Origin of the sequence: Flavivirga algicola (assembly GCF_012910715.1) — a bacterium.
In the GTDB taxonomy this organism is placed as follows: domain Bacteria; phylum Bacteroidota; class Bacteroidia; order Flavobacteriales; family Flavobacteriaceae; genus Flavivirga; species Flavivirga algicola.
On record NZ_JABBHF010000007.1, the window covers coordinates 146035 to 168514 of the forward strand.

Sequence of the window (22480 nt, forward strand, 5' to 3'; positions counted from 1 at the left end):
AAACTGAAATTATTTGGATTTAATTATATTTGAAACGGTAATGAAAAATTAATGTTTTCCTATTTATCTAAACCACGTTTCAAAACATTCTGTATACCCTCTAAATGTTCGCTAAATTGCATCATTTGAGCAAGAACTTGAGCCATTTCATTTTGATTTCCAAAACCTTTAAGTTTATTGTTTTTGGCAAAAGTGTCTTTAATAGTCTGCCAGCGTTCAATTTCTGTAGCCTCTAAAGTTTTAGTTAGTTCTTTGTATTTTAATAAATTAGCCTCAGCAGCACTTGTAAGTGTTTGCGATTCATTTTCGTAATGAGACAATAAAAGGGTTTCTAGCTCTTTATTATTCATAATGGGTACTACTTTAGCGACTAATTTACTCATATCCCGATAAGACCCCTGTAGTTTAAAGGAAGGCTCGGTGCGGTAATTGTCATCCATGGCTGCCGATTTGATATAGGTTTCATTGACCTTTAATACGGTATCGCGAATGGTAACAACTTTATCTAATACTGCTAAATAATCCTGAATTTCTTGTTTTGTGTGATTACCCTTAAGTGCTAAATTGTCACGATTTCCAGATTCTACAACGTCTATTAACTGATAGATATCTTCAAAATATTTACTGCTTAATTGATGGAGAATAGGGTTGGAGGTTAGTGCGTTTTCAATTAGACTAAGTTTAAATAAATCTGCAGTATCACCAATAATATCTCCTAAATTATAAATATCTGCACGATTAGCCAACATATCTGGTATTTGAAATTTTTCTCCACTTTCTGTATAGGGGTTACCAGCCATTATAACACAAAACTTCTTACTGCGTAAATCGTAAGTTTTTGGCTTGCCATGATATACCCCTTCAATTTTACGAGTACCATCGGCCAATGATATGAATTTTTGTAAAAACTCTGGATTACAATGCTGTATATCATCTAAATAGAGCATAACATTATTACCCATTTCAAAAGCCAAATTAAGCTTGTTCAGTTCTTCACGTGCTGCGGAGTTATTTGCGGTTAAAGGATCTACAGAGGTAACTTCATGGCCTATAGCAGGGCCATTTATTTTCATAAATATAAGCCCTAAACGATTTGCCATATACTCCATCAAAGTCGTTTTTCCATAACCAGGAGGTGATATGAGTAATAACATTCCCATACGATCGGTACGTTTGTTATCTCCTACACTTCCTAATTGTTTGGATAAATTATCACCAAATAAGGGCAAATACACTTGATCTATAAGTTTGTTTCTTACAAAAGAGGAAAGTACTCTTGGTTTAAATTCCTCTAGTTTTAAATTTTCTTTTAATGTTTCAGTAACAGTATGCTTTGCTTCTCGATATGCATCGAATGCTGGTACTTCTATCGATGTGAAGTGTTGTAATTGACTTATGAAATGATGATAATTAAATTGAAAACGACCTTGGTTAATGGTAGGGTGACTGCCTTTCAAATTTTCAATAAGAAATGAAGGACTTATTTGAATGGTTTCTGGGCTTGTCTCTCTTTTGTATAATATAATGGCAACAACTTCATAAGCATACTTTATATATTCGGGGGCTTGTAATTTTATAAAAGAACTTACCCATTGCATAACTAATTGTACGGTATCGGTAATTGTATATTTATCGTCTAAAGCAATTTCAAGAGATGTTTTAAAGGTAGAAACGGCATTTTTATTTTCTAAGGACTTTGAAAAGCTCTCATATAGTTCCTGGGCTGTTTTACTTACACAAAAGGTGTTGTTGCTTTGTAATTCATCAAATAAGTAGGAGGCTGTTTCAAACTCAAGTGTATTGTTGCGTTCTTCATAATCTTTAGAAATGATGCTATGAAGTGTAGATGCGCTTAATTCATGGCTTAGTGCCTCTATAACAATTTGATATTCTTTACTACTAGGAAAAGTAGCTAAAACCCCTCCTGAGGCTTTTATTTTTTGGTTCCACGATTTTTTGCTATCGATATCTAGAGTATTCCAAAAGAACTGTCCGTAGGCTCTAACCATAGCTTCATAACGAAGTAGACCTAAATCTTGATGTTTACTAATTAAAATTTTTAAAATTTTGGTTGCATCTTCATCATGAACACCTTTAATATAGCCTTCGGAATAGTTTTTACTGCTTTCGGTTTTTACAAGTTGAAACAATTCCGTTTCGTTAAGTTTGTCTATGTTTGGATACGAATTTGTGAAAATCTTATAAGCCAAATAAGACGATCTATATATGTTTTGGTTTTCTGATATTAATTCTTGATTCCAATATTTTTGAGATGTAATTAATGTGTCGTCTTCAATAGTTTGATAAAAATCGGTACCTGTAAGGTGGTATTTTAAAGTATCGTCTTTATAAACTATGGTTAGGTCTAAGGGCTGTTTGTTAACTCCAAATTTGTGTTTCCCTAGTTTGATAATATTTTCACCATCTTCATATAAATCTTGGGTATCTTTTAGTTTTCTAATAGCATCCTCTTTGGCTACTTTAATCCCTGTTTCAATGGATTCGGCTTTTCCAGCATCATCTAAATCTTTAAGATTGGTTATGATATCGCGAAGTTTATTAATCATTAGGTCTGAAGCAAAATACCCATTTATTTCAACCGTAGATTTAAAACTTAAGGCTTTTTTTGTGACCCCTTTTAAAATACGATTAGCAGCTGTCTCTAGGGTTATGGCTTTTTTATTTCTGGCTTCAATAAGACTGTTTTTTCTAGCTTCAAAAGCATTGTATACTTCTTCTCTTTTTTCAATGATTTGAGAAATAAAGTCTTCGAAATTTGCAAATCTGCCTTCTAAATCTTCTAATTGAACAGACACTTTGTTTAACAGCTCGTCTGTTTTTTCTGGAGTAGTAGCAATATCTAAGTAATTAATAATGCTTTGATCTATCAACTTTAGTTGTGCAGTAAATTCGGCTGAGGCTTCTTTTTCACCTAAAGCTTTCAATTTGTTTTTTAATCCTGCTTTAAGTTGGTTAATAGTAGCAAAGATTAGTGAAATATTATCAATGATTTGTGTGGAATGTGAGGCATCTTCTATTTCTAGGTTAGATACAATATCAATGAGCATTTCCAAATCAGTAGCTATTTGGTTGACCTCTTCTTCTAATTTTTTTGCATCGATAACTTTTTTAATGTCCTCTAAAGCGATTTCTTTTTCTGCTACACGCTTGTGGTAGGGTATAAGAGCCTTGTCGTTTAGTAGAAATTGAACACAACGTTGGGAAATTTTATCATTTTGAACTACAATATCTTCTTCTAGAGTCTTTATAAATGTAGTGTTTACATAGCGAATATCGTTTAAGCCAATAACTTCACCTCTAAGTGTTCTTAATTGTGATAGTACGGAGACGAAATCTTCTATAGATTTGAATGTACTGCTTTTAATTTTTCCAAAAATACCATCTGCTTTAGCCTGTATGTCTTGGGTAATATCTGCTGCGGTTTTACGAAGCTGTACTACTTTTTCAAATTCATCAACAGCAGCGTTGGCAGCAGCATTTAATTCTTTTAAAGGTTCGTTAATAAGAAAGGTCTCTGGCTCTGTAATCCAATAATAGCTATTTAAAATATCATTAGAGAATTTACTAATGTCTGTATACAAACCGTCATAACTATCTTCTTTATTTAGAAGGGTTATCAAAGCTTGGCATTCGGCCATAGCCTTAACAATGTCTTTGTTTCCTATTTTATATAATAGGGTATCGGTATGCTCAGAAGGAATAACATCTCCTTTAATAAACGGCGTTTGCCATATTTGAATTACATGGTGTTTGGTCTGCTCGTCTTCGGTTTTAAAGTAGCAAAGTTCGCCACCATTTAGAATGGTGTAACCATTACAGATGATGGGCGTTTTTACCTGTTGTTCTATAACATTGTAAGACATCAATACATATAGACCTTTCTGGCTTTCATAAAACACATAAAGGAAATCTTCACCATTAGGAGAGCTTACCTTCTTTTTAAACTTAACGTTGGAAATACCATTATCGAACAACTTAAAATCTCCGGACTGCAAATAATAGCCATCAGCAAAAATAATACCTTGGTCGTCTGGTAGTAACACGCATGCATCTGCAATACTTTCTATCTTTTTTACTTCTTGTATTTTATGATTGTATACAAAATATCTTGGTTCTTCTTGAAACGGCTTAATTTCTAAGGCAATTAAATTACCAAGGTCTGCATATTTATATTGGCCGTCGTCTAAGGTTTGGTCTGGGTGTGTTACGGGCTCGTCATAAATACCTTTACCATCATCTGTGTTATCTTCTATTTTGATGGTTAAATCGCCTCCAACTGTTTCTACAAATATTTTGTCTAATATTGATATGTGTGGATGCGTGCCATATACATGATTCTCTCGTGTTGGTTCTACCCAATTAAATTCATGCTGATTTGGGAATTTAAACTCATGTTCACTTCGGTTATCGATATACTCAAGTGTACCGTCATTAATTAACCATTTAAATGTTTTTATATCTGTGATGCTTTCACTTAACTGAAATACCATATGCAGATAATTTCCAACGATGGCAAATTTTGTAAAAACTGTATTTCTATAATATTTATAGAGATTGGTAAAATCATTTATAAAAGTATTGTCTTCTAACAGGTCTAAGGGTTGAATACTAAAGCGATCGTTGTCATAAATATAAATACTAAACACGTCGGCAAGTGTTATGTCGGTACGAAGCCCAAAGTGTACATTATAACCAAATAAACAAATATCTCCTATGGTAACAATATCTCTTGCAATACAATTGTTTTCGGTATTAATGCGATTATTGGCAATCAGTTTAGTTTCAACATTACCAAAAACGTTTTTACGAGCATCATTTAATTGAGATAACCTTGAAAGAAGTTCGCTTTTTTGTTTTTGTAAGCGCCCTTGAATAATCTCATAAGTGCCTCCGTCTAGTTGTATATTATTGTCTGTATTGGTTTGTTCCATAGTTTTTACTTTAATTGTAGCTCTATTTGTTAAGAATTACTCTTAAAATTTCTTTGTTTTGGCAGGAAGCTGATATCAAGTTTAAAATCATTTTTTAGTCCTAAAAAGCTTTTCTAAAGGTGTTAAGTTTTTATCAGAAGACTGTTTTCTGCTTCTTGTATTAGGTATTATTTCTACAATAGCTGAATTCCAAATTCTATTTGTGAAAAAACCTTTAGAAAGACGATATTTTATAGAGTCACCTTCATAGGATGTCTTATAGGTATCGTAATTGCCTCTAATGATTATTTCGTCATCTGATTTATCTTTAATAAAAAACAAAAAACCATTCGGATCATATTCATTTACAGGAAAAACAATATTATGTCCTGAACGATTATTTCCTGAATAAGTTATTTTATCTACATATTTTTTTCCAATAATGATTCCACGATGATACTCGTTCTTTAAAAAAGAGCTATCGGCTAAGTAGAATAATATTGTAGCTGTAATTAATATTAAAATGATTTTTGTTTTCGACACGAAATACTTGAAGCTTCAAAAATTAAATTTCTTAGATATATCGTAGTCAAAACATACGTTTTTATAAGTTTTGACTACGATTTAGTTTGATATGGGGCTACCCTAACTTCTTATCAGATAAGCCAAGTCCTTTAGCAAGGTTTGCTAGGTTATTGAATAAAGTTTCTTCATTGGTATCTGCGGTTTTAGATTTTAAATCCACTAGAAGATTAGCAACGGTTAGGTTTTTGATGTCTTCTGAAGAGATACCGTATTTAGTAGCAAAATCTTTTATTTTATCTAAAAGATTTCCCTTAACGTCTTCGCTCCCTAAAATAGCATCTTTAACCTGTGTAATATTATCTGAATGATTTACTAAGCGATCTATACCTTTAGACTTTGTAATTTGTCCGATAATTTGATCGAAGAACATCGTTTCTCCACCAACAATATCAATATTTGCAGCTTTAAGAGCCGCACCAATCACATCAGCTTGTGCATCTGCAATTTCTTTTTGGATGTTAATTTCGGCTAAATCTACTTGTAATTCCTTGTCTAAACGTAATTTAAACTCTTCATGCTCTTTACCAACACCATCTAATTTTTTCATGGCGTTTGCTTTTTCTTCAATACCAGCAGCTTCGGCCAGGGCTTGTTCTTTTATTACTTCGGCTTGGGCGACACCTTCTTCTTTTACGGCTTCTGCTTTAGCTAAAATACCAGCAGCTTCCGCTTTGGCTTTTTCTTCAATAATAGATGCTTCTACCAGACCTTGACGTTCATTAGCGTCAGCTTTTGCATGCATCACTTGTGCTTCAGACATACCAATAGTTGCTTCTTCTTTAGCTTTGGCTTCGGCTAGTGTTTTTCTAGCTTGAGCTTCTTTTTCGCTGGCTTGTTTCTTCGCCTCTGCTTCAATATTAATTTCTTCTGCTTTTTGTTTTGCAGCTTCTTTTTCAGCTTCGGCAGCTTTTATTGTTTTAATTAATTCTTCTTGTGCATTCGCTTCTGCGATTGTAATTTTTACTTGTTTTTCTCTATCGGCAGTTTTGAAAGCTTCAATATCTTTCATACTCTCTCGCTCTTCTACGACCCCTTTTTCTAACATCACTCTATCTCGAATAACGTCTTGAATATTTTTCTTTTCAACCTCTACAACTTTTTCTTTTTCAATTTGAGCCAGAGTGACAATACGTTCTCTTTCTGTAGCTTCCAGCATTCTATCTTTTTCTACGCGTTCTGTTTCTACCACATCGGTGCGCTGTTTGTTTTTAGCGGCTACAATTATTTGACGCGCCATGTTCTCTTCGGCTACTTTTACTTTTTCTTCTGTGGAAATTCTGGCGCTTTCAGATTTTAAACGTTCTTCTTCGGCAACTTTCAAGGTTTCAGCATTTTCTCGAGCCTTTATATTGGCAATTTCTCTTTTTTGTTGTTCTTCTTTTTCTGCTAATTGTTTGTCCAGCTCCAGTATGGCTTCACGAGCTTCTACATCTTGTTTGCGAATTACTTTCTCCTCATCACGTTTAATAAGGTTCGCTTTCATGTTTTGTTCTGCAGTGAGTTCTGTAATTTTTTTAATACCCTCGGCATCAAGAATGTTATCAGACTTTAAAAAACCAACAGGTGTTTGTTCTAGGTAATCGATAGCACAATCTTCTAAGGTATAACCGTTGAGGTCGGTACCAATAATATCTACAATTTCATCACGAAACTCTCTACGTGCTTCATATAATTCAACAAACTGGAATTTTTTACCTACTGTTTTTAAAGCTTCAGAGAATTTAGCCTCAAAGAGTTCTTCTAAAGTCGAAATATCTGAGGCTCTTTCGCAACCTACCGTTTGTGCTACTTTTTTAATAAAATCTACTTCGTTATTTACTCTTACAAAAAATGCAACCTTAATATCGGCACGCATATTATCTTTACATAATAAGCCATTATCTCCAATACGCTCAATTTGGATTTTCTTTACCGAAATATCCATGATTTCCACTTTATGAAATACAGGCACCACATATAAACCCTTATCTGTTGCTACTTTTGTACCCTTAAAGCCTGTTCTTACCAAAGCTTCTCCCTGAGGAACTTTTTTATAGAATAAGGCAATAATTGCAAAATAAATTATAATTAAGAAAAGAATAAGTCCAATGCCTATTCCAATAAATTGTGTGATGTGTTCCATAAGTTAATATTTGATTTTTAAATTGATTTAAAATTATTATATATATTTTGTTAATTGACTTTGTTTGATTTAAACAGGCTTTGTCTCATCATCTTCGTAGGGAAACACCCAATAAAAATTTTTATCTTCAGACTGCCTAACAATGACAATGTTTTGTCGGTAGCTAATTGTTTTACCATCAAAAGATTTTGCATATATAGACATAGGGTTTCCATCTGCCACCACTTCTGCGGCTCCCATTTTTTCTCCAGAAATTTTTGATAACATAATACCTTTTCTGCCCGTTAAATTTATAGGCAAATCACCGTCTTTATTTAAGTTTTTAAAAAAGCTTTTAAAAGGAGTCGTAATAATTTTAGTTAGAATTAAGGAAGGCAATATGCCTGCTAATAATAATGTATACCCAAAACTAGTATTGTAGGATCCCGTAATGCTTGTAGAAATGACAGTGCATAGCCACCATATAAAAACCCAACAGGTAAATGTGAACATAAATGGTAGGCCTACAAAATTAAAGTAGATTAATACCATTTGCCACCATTCCAATTTTTTTCTTTGGTCTCTAACAATATCTTCTTTATTGATTTCAACATTAGCAATATCGGGAAGGTTTGTAATGCTACCTAGATTGGTATTTACATCGACATCCACATCTGCATCAATATCTACATCGATGTCTACATCTACATCAAAATCAATTCCAGAAATCATGGTGAATAGCCAATAGATGATAAGTAATATAACAAGGAGGCTTAAAACAATATTTACAGAAGAAAAAGCAATTTCAATAATCGAGTTCAATAGATTTTGGTTTTTAGGCGAGTAGGTTTATGCTAATCAATTACTCACAAACAATATTAGGTAATTTTTTTATATTTTTAGTTAGTAAATTATTATTTGGTTTTTACTTTACCGTAGCTATAATTCTATTTATATGTAACCAAATAATTATAAATGTTACAATAAACTTTAAATTTATTGATTTATAGATAATATTTGTATCCATGGTTATACTTGAACCAGGTATGTTGCTGTTTGAACTAAAAATAAAGCAAAAAGAAGACGTCTAATAAAATATTTAGAAAGCCAATAATTTGCTGGATAAAAGAAACTTTTTTAGCTATAAATAATTATTAAATTTATGTTAACGCATTTTGTGCTTTAGAGAGAAAAACTACTTTTGTTTTTTTTAGCTTATAAAAAAATACATTGGGGGGTCAAATCTTTTTATAGTCTCTTAAATTATTGGTAAAGTAAAACTAACTAAAACTTGATATAATCTGTAGGTGTTGAGTTTTGGAAATGTTTTATAGTAATTACAGGTCAAGTATCTGTTCTTTCTGGCTTCTTGAATAATTTGTGGTTCTATTATTATATATTTAGACTTTACCATATTATTCAATCAAAACCAAACAATTTAAATGAGTGTAAGATCAATCAAATTAGAAACCAAAAAGCGGTATAATATTCTTGTAATGATATTTATTACTGTTGTAATAAATTATTTAGATAGAACCAATATATCCGTTGCGGCTTTTGCACTCCGAAAAGATTTAGGAATAGATACGGTTCAAATGGGCTATGTGTTTTCTGCCTTTGGTATATTTTATGCCAGTCTTCAAATTCCTGGAGGTATTGTTGCGGATAAAATTAAATCTCGAATACTTTACGCATTTATTTTAGTGTTTTGGTCAGTTGCCACTTTGTTACAGGGTTTAGTAAACTCTTTTGGAGCTTTGTTAGGTTTAAGAGCTAGTATTGGTATTTTTGAAGCGCCTTCGTATCCTATTAACAATTTAGTGGTGAGCAGATGGTTTCCAGAAAGGGAAAGGGCTTCGGCTATAGCAGTGTATACATCTGGTCAGTTTTTAGGTTTAGCTTTTTTAATACCGTTATTAACCCTTATTCAAGATGCGGTAGGTTGGCGCGGGTTATTTATAATCTCTGGAATTATAGGGATTGTTTGGGCAGCGATTTGGTATATATTTTACAGAGATCCGAGGGATCATAAAAGTGTTAGTGAATCTGAATTGGAATATATTGAAAAAGGAGGAGGTTTAGTTGGAGCTAAAAATAAAGATGAAGTTAAGAAAAAATTTGAATGGTCAGATTTTATACAAGCGTTTATTTATAGAAAGCTATGGGGTATTTATATAGGCCAGTTTTGTTTAGGAGCAATTACCATGTTCTTTTTAACTTGGTTCCCAACTTATTTAGTAGAGTTTAGAGGATTCGATTTTGTAAAATCAGGGTTTTATGCTTCGGTACCTTATTTAGCAGCATTTTGTGGGATTTTATTATCTGGTTTTACATCCGATTTTTTAATTAAAAAAGGGTATTCAGCCGAAATCTCTAGAAAATTACCCATTCTTGTTGGGATGCTATTGTCAACGTGTATTATTGGGGCTAACTATACTAATGACACGTTTTTTGTAATATTCTTCTTGGCGCTTGCTGGTTTTGGAATGGGATTAGCTAGTATTGCTTGGGTATTTGTATCTTTAATAGCTCCTAAAGATAATTTAGGCTTAGTAGGAGGTGCCTTTAACTTTATTGGTGGGCTATCTAGTATAGTTGTACCAACTGTTATTGGATATTTGGTGCAAGATGGAGATTTTAGCCCAGCACTACTATTTATTGCAGCTATTGCTTTCTTGGGCTTTTTCTCATACATATTTTTAGTTGGGAAAGTAGAGCGTATTGTTCCAAAGGAGTAATATTAAAACTTTTATTGTAAATGAAAATTACGGCAGTTAAACCGTATCCAATAAATATTGGTACAGGAAGTCAGTTAGTTGTTAAGGTAGAAACCGATTCTGGTATTTACGGTTGGGGAGCCTCTGGTTTGTCTGGTAGAGAGTATGCTGTTATAGGTGCACTCAAGCATTATGCACCCTTAATTATTGGAAAAGATCCTATGCAGATTGGGGCCATATGGCAGGATTTGTACAGAGGGCAATACTTTGAAGGAGGACGTGTTTTAACAGCAGCTATATCTGCTATAGATATTGCACTTTATGATATAAAAGGAAAGACCCTGAAGGTGCCTGTTTATGAATTGTTAGGAGGTAAACAACGTGATTTTGTTACATGCTTTGCTTCAATTCGCTTTTCAACTTTGGAGGAGCTGATAAATCAATCTAAAAGATTGGTAAATGAAGGGTGGGATATGCTAAGACTTGCTCCAGCTGAATTTGAAGAGCAAGAAGACACGTCTCGTTTTGAACCAAGAGAATCTATAGCCATAATTGCCGAGTGGATGCTTGCACTAAGAAAAGAAATCGGTAATAAAATCACTATAGGGATTGATTATCACTCAAGGTTAAGTTTGGCTGAGACCTATTCGTTTATGAAACGTATGCCAGAAGGAACCTTAGATTTTATAGAAGAGCCTATTCGTGATGAAACCCCAGGCGCCTATGAAGCCTTGCGGAAAATGATAGATATTCCTTTTGCAATAGGAGAAGAATTTTCAAGCAAATGGCAATTTTTACCATTTATAGAACGAAATATTGCTCAGTACGCCCGTGTAGATGTATGCAATGTAGGGGGAATTACGGAAGCCATGAAGGTAGCTTCAATGGCTGAAGCTCATTATATAGATTTAATGCCGCATAACCCTCTAGGACCAATTTGTACAGCCGCTACAATTCACTTAGCAGCAGCCAGTCCTAATTTTAGTTGGTTGGAAGAGTTAAATACCGGAGCTCATGGCTCAACAAACGATTCAAAATTTTATCCAGTACAACCAAAATTGCAAGGGGCAAGGTATCCAGTTTTAGACACACCTGGTCTTGGTGTTGAAGTAAATGAAGCGTTAGCTCAAGAAAGTAAATTTATTCCAGTCGAAATTCCAAGGTTGAGAAAAACCGATGGCTCTTTTACTAATTGGTAAGCTTTATTGAATTATCTTTTGGTTTAATAGAAGCATTTTATAAGGTAATTGTATTTGAAACCAAATAAATGTAAGTGTTGAGGAAAGTTTATGTATTGTAAGTTAATTGTTTGTTTATCAAATAATCAACTCTTTAAAACAACTTTCCCAGTCCAAGTTTTGTTATCTAGTTTAATTTGATAAATATAGAGGCCAGCAGGGAAGTGGTACCCGTTTTGATTTTTACCATACCATCTTTCTGCCCATTCGCCTTCTGGAATGTTTTCTCTGTAAAGATTCCATACTTGAAGTCCAGAAATAGAGTAAATATTAATTTCTAATGATGTCTGGGAAATAGTATTTATTTTAAATTCAGTAAAAAATGAAAAAGGATTAGGAATACAAGAGAGACTAATTTCTTCAGATAGAGGTTCGGGGTTTTCTTCATTGTTTTCTTCTTCATTTTCAGTTTCTTCAAAAGTTTTCCCTTCGGTCATTCCCGAACCTTCAACAATATTAATTTTTTGATTCTTGTCGATATTGTAAATGATTTCCTTTGAACTATTAGGCCATTTAACGATAAGACTGTCTATTTTTTTAACTTCCCCAAGTCCAAAATGTATGGGTTTAATACTTTGCCCCATAATAGCAGCGCCATGATTGAGCCTATGGACAGCTTTGCCTTCTGAAAAAGCCGATAAAGTTGCACCAAATGCATCTCTGTTTACCGTGGTCCCTTGCAGATTTACTTGAAGCCATGAATTGGGATTCGCAACTATATTTTCATATAAGTAAGGAGCGCTATTGGTGTTGCTTACCAGAATATCGAGATCACCATCATTGTCAAAATCAAAAACTTCAGCCCCCATACCATTAGCAATACCATCTGCTTCAGATTCATTTGACCATTCTTCAAAACTATTGCTGCCTTCACTTCGTAAATTTTTAAAGAATACGTTTTTATAGCGCAAGTCATTGTCTCCATTAACAACGTATATATCCTGATCTCCGTCATTATCGGCATCAAAAAGTCGTGTACCCCAGCCAAAATGACCATTTCCTACTTTTTCAACTTCTGTTTTATTTTCAAATGGAGCTCCAGGAGTTCCCATAAAAAGTGGGTTGCTTTTGCCTTCAGCAATGTTAGTAACATAGATGTCAAAATACCCATCGTTATTATAATCGCCAATATCTGAACCCATGCCACATCCTAGATTAGTTAAATTATAGGCTACTGTAGACTCAACAAACGATTTTCCTTCTTGGCTCAAGTAAAATTTGCTTAAACCAAAATCGTTTACAACGTAGATGTCTATCCAGCCATCATAGTTTACATCAATTGGGAGGCAAGACCATGTTCTGTTGCCATCGTCAAGATTAAGTGCGCCTTCAATCTCTGTAAATGTGCCATCATTATTGTTGGTAAATAATCTATTGGCAGCGTCTAGATATTGCAAGTACAGGTCCAGGTCACCATCGTTATCATAATCCCACCATAACCCTCCAGTGTTACTGCAATTATCCTTACAGGAAGTTATATTGGCTTGTACACTAACATCTGTAAATGTACCATTACCCGTGTTTTTATATAGTTGCGTACCATTTTGGTGAGCGAGCAATAAGTCTGGATAGCCATCATTGTTGTAGTCTCCCCAAGCAGCACCAAGTTTTAAGTCTAATTTATTAGCTTTAGAATGTTGATTTGCGAATCCAGCATCTTCTGTTACATCTTCAAATCGTCCCCCCCTATTGTTTAAAAGTCGACTCCAGGTATTTGGATTGTTTTTATCGAAGGAGTTATACGCTACAATAAAAACATCTAAATCGCCATCCAAATCGTAGTCTGCAACAGCATTTCCATAATTTACTTCCATTTCGGAAAAAATGGAAATATTCTTTTCAAAAAATCTCTGAGCCTCTACAGTTGTAACGCTAAATATTAAAAAAAGTACTAGTAATTTAGAAGTATGCAAAACGTATATTTTAGTCTCATTAAATTTAAAATATACATAGGATTAAAAAGAGTAATCCCAAATCAAATAGAAGTAAATTTTAGTTTATGCCAAGAGTAATGAGAACAGTGCTAATATTTGAAGACCTGTAAACTGTCATTATTGTTGCCAACTAAAATAGCTTGAGCATTTTTAATTTTAATCTTTGCCATAGATTTTGCATTATGGGGCACGTAAAACCCGCTTTCTGTTACAGGAATGCTATTAAACTTACCTTTACCATTTCCTTTTAAATATAAACCTATTCCAGCATCATTTCTAGGTGTTTCTATTTCAGATCCATATAAATTTCCTGATATGACTATATCTTTATTACCATCATCATCAAAATCGTCAACAATAATATTGTTAATACTTGATATTTGTGCTAATTGAGGTAATTTATGTAACTTGAAATCTTCTCCTTCAATATTTTTAACATAATATGAGGCAAAGTCGTGTGCTCTGAAGTGTAATGCATTATCTAGATTATCACCATAGATATCTTTTAAATTAGAGTTTCCAAAGGATTCGAAATTTGGAAATTTCTTTTCCAAAGAAGGAATTTGTTCTAGAGAGCAAGATCTGCCACGTACAGGGTACACCTGTCCGTGATCATAATAACTTAAAACAATGTCATTAGAACCATTTTTATCAAAATCATAACTATGAACTTGAAACGGATGATCTTCTGAGGCTTTATACTTGTAGTTAAGTCCTAAGTTACCAACAATAAGATCGTTGTATCCGTCTTTATCCATATCAGCACTAGTCACTTGAAAGTACCACCCTTCGGTGTTTTTGAGCCCTTCAAATTCTTTTCTTGCAAAAGAACCATTTTTGTTTACGAAAACTATAATAGGCATCCATTCTCCTGTAACAACCAAATCTAAAAAAGAGTCATTGTTAATATCGGTCCATGTTGCAGATGTTGTTAATCCTAGTTTGTTCAAGCCAGGTATCACGGTATTAGTTACATCTACAAAAGAGCCATTTCTATTTTCAAGTAACTTGCTATTTGTTGGGTGTGGGTATTTTTGAGGCGTAAGTCTTCCTCCTATGAAAAGGTCGAGGTCGCCATCATTATCATAATCAGCTTGTTCAACCACTGAACTGCTAATATAGTATTTTGGGACTCTAGTTTTGTCTTTCTTAAAGGAGCCCATACCATTATTTATATATAATCTATCTTGAAAAAGTCTATGGTTTTCAGGGAATTCATTACCGCCACTAGCTACAAATAAATCTAGATCACCGTCATTATCAACATCTATAAAAGTGCTTCCAGCATCTTCGGCGTCTTTATCCTGGATCCAGGCACCATCCTTTTTTTCTGAAAAAGTACCATCTTCTTTTTGTAGAAATAACACACCTGGATTACCCGCTGATCCGCCAATAAAAAAATCTTCTAGACTGTCATTGTTAACATCGCCAACAGAAAGATAAGGGCCAAATTGAGACATTTTATGAGGTAATAAAACTTCTCTTAAATAATCATTATAGGCATTCTCTTTGTGCTTGTACAGGAGTTTAGTATCTTGAATAATATCTTTAAAAACAAGGTCAGTCTTTTTTTGCTTTGAAATAAGTTGGTTTACTGTGATATTTTTAGGCGAAACCTGAATTGTTTGCTTGCCTTTAACATTTTCCAGTAATGTTGTTTCTCCGTTAGGCCATTTAATTTCAACTTTTTCTACCTGATTGGCATCGCCAATTCCGAAATGTGCAATGTCTTCACTTTTAGACATGTAGCCTCTGTTGTTAGAAAGCTCTACGATCTGCCATAGAGAATCGTTTTTATATAAGCTCACTCTTGTTCCATATATATTTGAGTTGTTTTTGATGCTTAATTTAAATCTAATATAATTTCCTATGTTTCTTTCTGTAGTATTATTTCTGTATATAAATGCTTCTTCATCTACATTGTTAATCACAATATCTAGATCGCCATCTAAATCTAAATCGGCATAGCAAGCACCATTTGACAATGTCGGTAAATCAAAACCCCAGTCTTCAATTTTGTTCTCAAATGTTAAATCCCCTCTGTTTTTATAGATGTAATTATTTAGCTTATCTTCTGGTGCCATTTGTGCTAGGGCCAAAACATTTACGACATCTTGAAACCTTTTGTTTTGTTTTTTTGCTTCAATTTCAATGCTATCTAAAATGATTTCGTATTTGTTATTTACATCACTGTAGCGCATATTTCTTTTAATACCATTAGTAACAAAAATATCTTTGAGGCCATCATTGTCAAAATCTGCGATTAGTGGCCCCCAGCTCCAATCTGTATTTGAAACCCCAGCAATTTGCGCAAGATCACTAAAGGTACTGTTGCCATTATTTCTCTGTAATGTATTAAACATATATTGGTAGTGCCAACCTCTATCTACGATGGCCCAGAAATCTTCAGGCCTCATACCTCCCATGTTTGTTTTTATACGCTTGTGGTCTTCGGCTACCATATCAACGACCATCATATCTAGATGACCATCATTATCAAAATCGGCTATATCACTTCCCATGCTAAAATTAGAAATATGCTTAAAGGATTTATTCGTGGTATTGCTAAAAGTCCTATTGCCATTATTTACATATAAATAATCAGGTTTATCATAATCGTTGGTAATGTATATATCGGGCCAGCTATCATTATTAATATCTCCAACACTAGCAGATAATCCATGGGCTAAATTTTTTGTACCAGCCATATGTGATACTTCTGAAAAGCCTTTGTTTGACCCAAGGTTTAAAAAAAGTTTATCACTGTAACGTGGATTTGCATATTTTAAAGGTGTTTGTCCACTAGACCTGTTTCCGTATCCAGGAGGTTGGTTGACCAGATATAAATCTACCCAGCCATCTTTGTTGAAATCAAAAAAATTAGCTTGAATTGAATGCCCAGGGTCGTTGATACGATAAGCTTGAGCGCTTTCTGTAAAACTTAAATCCCCATTATTTATATAAAGTAGATTATTGCTGCTGCCTCTTTTTTTGAGACTAGCATTTTTACAAACATAAATATCTAGGTACCCATCTGCATTTACATCGGCAAAGGTCACGCCAGTAGACCAAGAATTAATGGTATTTATTCCAGATTTTAAAGAAATGTCTTCGAAAGTTAAATTCCCTTTGTTTAGGTATAATTTGTCTTTAACTTGATTTCCTGAAAAATAAATATCAGGTAAACCATCATTATTAATATCTCCAATAGCAACGCCAGCCCCATTCACAAAACCTTCATTAATAAGGTGGTTCTCGTCTTTTGTTTCGGTAAGTGTGTTTGAAAATGTAATTCCTGTGTGATTTGAGCTAATTAAACTAAAATGTTTATCCGATGCCCTCAAAATAGGTGGGTGATTTTTAGTACAAGAATTTATACTTAACCCAATCAAAAATATAATACCGTAACTTTTTTTCAACATGAAGAATAAGATGTTTTTCTTAAAAATATATTAGAGATCCATTATCAAAATATGTAGGAGTTTAAGAGCGATATTTAGAAATATTTAAAATACCTCTCTAAAAAAGACCAAGTTAATAATTATTTGCTCATCTATTGATAAATATGGAATCTTAAGTGGCTTTTGATTGATTTTTACTCTTTGTTGAATTCCGTTTACTCACCTGCAAGTATGCTTAAGATGTAATTTGCATACCTGTTTAAGACGTGTGGTATGTGTCATATATATAATAGGACTGACGATACTGCAAATACAGGTCTTAAGAAAACTAATTTATTAACTAAACTAAACTTAAAATTATGAGGAAAATTTATTTTTTCAAATGCTTATTCGACAGATTTAGGTTGTTGGGCAAAAAGAAAGGACTGTTATTGCTCTCTCTTTTCAGTGCTTTTTTGTTACAAGCGCAAACGACTAATGTCTCGGGGGTGATTACAGATGAGTCTAATCAGCCTTTAATAGGCGCCAATGTCTTGGTAAAAGGAACCAGTAGAGGGGCGTATACAGATTTTGACGGTAAGTATACAATTGATGTAAACGCTGGAGAGGTTCTTGTATTCTCTTACACAGGATTTGAAACTAAAGAAGTTACAGTTGGTGCTAGTTCTACAATTGATGTCATCTTAGCTGAAGATGCCGCGTCTTTAGATGAGGTTATTTTAATTGGGTATGGTACTAGAAAAAAAGCTGATGTAGTGAGTGCTGTAAGTACGGTAGACAGGGACTTCTTGGAACAACAACCTTCTTCAGATGCCACGAGAGCATTACAAGGTAGTGCTTCGGGTGTGACGGTTGTTGCTTCTGCACGGCCAGGGCAACAAGCCCAAGTTAGAATTCGTGGTCTGGGAAGTATTAATGGAAATTCACCACTGTTTATTGTAGATGGTGTCACTGGGGGAGCTGTTCCACCACCGGATCAAATCGAATCTATTCAAGTGTTAAAAGATGCGTCTTCTACAGCTATTTATGGAGCTAGAGGTGCAAGTGGTGTGATTTTGATTACAACTAAAACAGGAAGAAAAGGTCAGGCAGCTAAAATTCAATTTAATGTTAGAACTGGTATTGGTAGAAATAATGCGAAATATGATTTAGTTACCGATCCTAATTTAATTGGGCAAATGCTCTGGTTAGAGCAAACAAATGATGGTATTACGCCTAGTCATCCACACTTTCAATTTGACCCAAATGACATTATGGGTACGAGGGTGAATGATTATTTATTCCCTAATGGAGCCTCTATTGGAGATCCTTCAACAGATCCTTCTTTATATGAAGAGCGAAACTACCCTATCACGTTAACTAATCAAAATGGTACAGATTGGCTAGATGAGTTGTATAGGTCTGCACTATTACAGGATTATAATTTAGGTATAACTGGTGGGTCAGAAAAAACAGCTTATTCGATAAATGCAAGTTTTTTCAATGAAGAAGGTGTTTTTAAATATAATGGGTTTAAACGATATGCTTTTAGATCTAATATTGATTCAGAACTTACAGATTGGTTAACAGTTGGCCAAAGATTAGGAGCTACATTAAGTGAAAGTAGTGGTAATACAGTAGGTTTTAACGCTATAGCAGAAACAAGTCCGCTAATTCCAGTATTTGATATCGCTGGAAATTGGGCTGGTGGTATTGTTGGAGGTAACCTGAATGATGGTCCGAACCCGTTAGGTAATAACTTCCGTGAGCGCAAAGATTTGAGAAAAACTTTAAACGTGCAGGGTAATTTCTACATTGAAATTAGTCCTTTAAAAGATTTAAAAATTAAATCTTTATTTGGTTATAATATGAATTGGTTTAGTGGTAAAGATCCTAGATTTGGAGATCCAGAAAATACCAATGGTTCTTTTACCAATACATTAAATGAAACCAGAAATAATAGTTTAACGTGGAACTTTACAAATACAATAAACTATACGAAGACATTTTCAGACCTTCACAACTTAGATGTTTTAGTGGGTATGGAGTCTACCAAAATGGATTTTGATATTATAACAGCAGGACGAGCAGGTTTTATTTCAACAAATGATGATTTTTATTTTTTAAGCTCAGGAGCTGATGCCATAACTAATGGCTCGATAGTAAATAATTCCAGTCCTTTTACTTGGTCGTTATTCTCATTATTCTCTCGAGTATTTTATTCTTATGATGATAAGTATATCTTAGAAGGTACTATTCGTCGTGACGGTTCATCAAGATTTGGTGCCAACAACCGTTACGGATATTTCCCAGCAGCCTCAGCAGGATGGGTAATCTCTAAGGAGAATTTTATGGAAGGTTCTAGCAATTGGTTAAATCAATTAAAGTTAAGAGCTGGATGGGGATTGTCAGGTAATGATCAAATAGGTAACTATAATGGATTTACAACCTTTGGTTCAGGCTTAGGTAATTCGTACTACGGTATAGGTGGTGGTGATAACACCATTTCTCTTGGATACCAATCTACAGCATATGGCAACCCAGATGCAAAATGGGAAACTACAGAATCAATCAACTTTGGTCTTGATGCATCTATTAGAGGAGGTTTATTTGTAAGTGTTGATTTTTGGAAAAAAACAACAGAAGATATGTTGTTTAGAACGACTATCCCTGCTATTGAAGGACAGGCTACGGCACCATTCGTAAATGTTGGAACCATGGACAATACTGGACTTGATATAGAAATAAACTATAATAAAAGTGTAAATGAAGATTTTAGTTATAATATTGGAGTTAATTTAACGACTTACACAAATGAAGTTACAAAATTGTCTGCAGAAGAAGGGGATGCACTTATAGGAAGAAGTGAAAGAGGCCAAACATATACAAGAGCAGAAAGTGGTAGAGCTTTTCCAGAATTTTATGGTTATATAGTAGATGGTATTTTCCAAACACAAGCAGAAGCTGACGGACATCCTGCAAATGGAAATTATAACGAACCTGGTAATCTTAAGATTAGAGATGTTGATGGCGATGGAGAAATTACACCAGATGATCGTACTTGGATTGGTAATCCGCACCCAGATTTTACGGCAGGTTTAAACATTGGGGCGAAATATAAAAATTTCGATTTAACTTCAATCTGGTATGCTAGTGTAGGTAACGATATACTTAACTACTACAATCGTTTTACGCGTTATGGTCTTTTTCAAGGGCCTAAGGCTGCAGACCGTTTATTCCGTTCATGGGGAAGCCCATATTTAGCGAATAATGCTGATGCAGTATTGCCTAAGGCCTCTAGTACAACAAGTTTTGAGCAAAACACTAATTCTGATATGATAGAGGATGGTTCATTCTTAAGACTAAAGTCTATTCAGTTAGGTTATAATGTGCCTTCTAAAGTATTGGATAAATTTGGTTTATCTAACATGAGATTATATGTTATGGGAACAAACTTAATTACTTTATTTGATACCTATTCTGGATTAGATGTAGAGGTATCGCCTACTACTGAAATAAATAGAGGTTTTGATTTTGGAACATGGCCACAACCGAAACAATTTATATTTGGAGTGAATATTGGTATATAAAATAAAAAAATAGAAAATGAAAAAATTTAAAATAACAATCAGTCTATTAGTAATTCTAGGAATTGCTTTTAGTTCTTGTAAAGAAGACTTTTTAGAAGAGTTTCCAAAAGGCGTGGTAACAATCGATACGCTTTCTGATGAAGACGGTGCAGACCTTCTCTTAATAGGGGCTTATTCTTTAATTGATGGTTTTTCAGCTGGAGGACCTGGTGGAGCTGGTGAAGCATCTGCAACCAATTGGGTTTGGGGAGATGTACCATCTGATGATATGCACCGTGGAGACCAAACAGGTGGATGGAGTGCTATTAACTTGATTGAACGATTTGAAGTAGATCCTACCAACCCATGGGTTGGCGGATTATGGGCCGCAAACTATGATGGTGTTTCTAGAGCCAATGATGTTATAAGAGTTATAAGAAACGCGGGAGATGCTATTTCTGCAGACAGAGCTACGCAATTAGAGGCCGAAGCGAGATGGTTACGTGCATGGTTCCATTTCCAATTAAGAACTAAAATTGAAAGAATACCATATATTACAGAAGATGTAACTGCTAGTGAAGTTCCTAATGATAGAGAAGTTTGGGATGATATTGAAGCAGATTTACAATGGGGTATTGATAATAATATGGCAGAAACACCTTCAGATGTAGGTAGAGCTTCACGCTGGGCTGCTAAGGCTTTAAAAGCTAGAGCACACATGTTCCAAAATGAATTTGCTCAAGCGAAGCCTATATTGGACGACATATTGAATAATGGACCATTCGTTTTAATGGATCATTTTTATGACAATCATGACGAAGAAAAACAAAACAACGCTGAGAGTATCTTTGAAGTACAATATACTGTAAATGATGGTGCTGCTGGAGGTGAGAATGCAGGTTCAGATCACAGAACATTATTCCCAAGGGGATCAGATGTTGGGTTATGCTGTGCTTATAGTGCACCTAGTTTCGATTTATTTAATGCTTTTAAAGTAGATGCGAACGGGTTACCATTATTAGACACTTTTCAAGATGATTTATTGTTAGAAGATTATGGCTTATTAGATACCCAAGCTTTCACACCAACAGATGTTGATCTTGACCCTAGAGTTGATTGGACTATAGGTAGACGTGGTATTCCATTTTTAGATTGGGGACCAATGAGTGGTGGTGATTGGATGCTTGATCAAGCTGGTATGGGACCATTTATGAACAAAAAAATCATGTTTTACAAAAGAAATTTCAGAACTATTTCTATTTCAACTCCAACTTGGTCTGCAGGTTTAAATGGTAATAACTGGAGATTGTTTAGATTGAGCCATATTATTTTATGGAGAGCTGAAGTTGCTGTTGAAGAAAATGATCTAGGCACAGCCATGACACTTGTTAATAGAATACGTGAAAGAGCACAAGACGATATTGTAATGGGTAGAGTAAGTAACACTACTTTTGGTGCTGGTGATCCAATAGTAATTGATGAAAATCAACCTGCTGCAAATTATAATCTTGGATTGTATACATCGTTTCCAGATCAAGATTATGCTAGAAAAGCAGTGCGTCATGAAACACGTTTAGAGTTTGCATTAGAAGGCATGCGTTTTCAGGATTTAGTACGTTGGGGAATCGATGGAGAAACTATAGGGGCATATTTACAGTCAGAATTATCAAATGGTAAGTTGCCTTGGATTCAAGGAGCGAGTTATGCTGCTGGAAAAAATGATCATTTCCCAATTCCTCAATCACAAATTGATTTACAGCCAGAAGTCTTAACACAAGACCCACAATATTAGTATTAGTTTGTTGAATTAGTCACAATTATTTTTAATTGTTTAGTTGTAAACGGCGATTATTCTACTACAATAGATAATTGCCGTTTTACTTTCATATTTAAACAAATTAAAGAGTTATATTGAAAATGACTTCTCTATAAAATATATACAAGCGATTAGTTTAAGTAAAGTTAATTTTTTAACTTGTATTATGTCTTATTGTTGATTTATAGGCGATTGAATCGTTAGTTGCT

10 protein-coding genes are annotated in these 22480 nt (G+C 34.1%); 4 read left to right on the top strand and 6 right to left on the bottom strand.

The window, feature by feature from the left end; genetic code table 11:
- Positions 1-59: 59 nt before the first annotated feature.
- The 4 genes from HHX25_RS13175 to HHX25_RS13190 all read right to left on the bottom strand — a co-directional run bounded on the left by HHX25_RS13175 (position 60) and on the right by HHX25_RS13190 (position 8439).
- Positions 60-4952: a DNA repair ATPase gene (locus HHX25_RS13175; protein ID WP_169674281.1), complete on the bottom strand. Its 4893-nt coding sequence runs from the start codon at positions 4950-4952 to the stop codon at positions 60-62.
- An 87-nt stretch (positions 4953-5039) separates the two neighbouring features.
- Positions 5040-5474 carry a hypothetical protein gene (locus HHX25_RS13180; RefSeq protein WP_169674284.1) on the bottom strand — a complete coding sequence of 145 codons (435 nt, stop codon included), beginning with the start codon at positions 5472-5474 and terminating at the stop codon, positions 5040-5042.
- A 97-nt stretch (positions 5475-5571) separates the two neighbouring features.
- A complete protein-coding gene (locus HHX25_RS13185; protein WP_169674287.1) occupies positions 5572-7638 on the bottom strand; it encodes a flotillin family protein in 2067 nt (688 codons plus the stop codon).
- A gap of 69 nt (positions 7639-7707) precedes the next feature.
- A complete protein-coding gene (locus HHX25_RS13190; RefSeq protein ID WP_169674290.1) occupies positions 7708-8439 on the bottom strand; it encodes a hypothetical protein in 732 nt (243 codons plus the stop codon).
- Positions 8440-9059: 620 nt separating this feature from the next.
- Between HHX25_RS13190 and HHX25_RS13195 the strand changes: the two genes are divergently transcribed.
- Positions 9060-10355, top strand: a complete 1296-nt coding sequence (locus tag HHX25_RS13195) for an MFS transporter (protein WP_169674295.1) — start codon at positions 9060-9062, stop codon at positions 10353-10355.
- A 20-nt stretch (positions 10356-10375) separates the two neighbouring features.
- Positions 10376-11533 (top strand): mandelate racemase/muconate lactonizing enzyme family protein, encoded by a 1158-nt coding sequence (locus tag HHX25_RS13200; protein ID WP_169674298.1) that lies wholly within the window; start codon positions 10376-10378, stop codon positions 11531-11533.
- Positions 11534-11658: 125 nt separating this feature from the next.
- On the opposite strand, the gene HHX25_RS13205 is transcribed toward HHX25_RS13200, so the two are convergent.
- Entirely contained in the window at positions 11659-13386 is a 1728-nt protein-coding gene (locus HHX25_RS13205) for an FG-GAP-like repeat-containing protein (RefSeq protein ID WP_169674301.1), read from the bottom strand.
- Positions 13387-13595: 209 nt separating this feature from the next.
- Positions 13596-16928 (bottom strand): VCBS repeat-containing protein, encoded by a 3333-nt coding sequence (locus HHX25_RS13210; protein ID WP_169674304.1) that lies wholly within the window; start codon positions 16926-16928, stop codon positions 13596-13598.
- A 338-nt stretch (positions 16929-17266) separates the two neighbouring features.
- Between HHX25_RS13210 and HHX25_RS13215 the strand changes: the two genes are divergently transcribed.
- Both HHX25_RS13215 and HHX25_RS13220 read left to right on the top strand, forming a co-directional pair.
- Positions 17267-20476 carry a SusC/RagA family TonB-linked outer membrane protein gene (locus tag HHX25_RS13215; protein ID WP_169674307.1) on the top strand — a complete coding sequence of 1070 codons (3210 nt, stop codon included), beginning with the start codon at positions 17267-17269 and terminating at the stop codon, positions 20474-20476.
- 16 nt (positions 20477-20492) lie between these two features.
- On the top strand, positions 20493-22247 hold the full coding sequence (locus HHX25_RS13220) for a RagB/SusD family nutrient uptake outer membrane protein (RefSeq protein WP_169674310.1): 1755 nt from the start codon (positions 20493-20495) through the stop codon (positions 22245-22247).
- Positions 22248-22480: the final 233 nt, after the last annotated feature.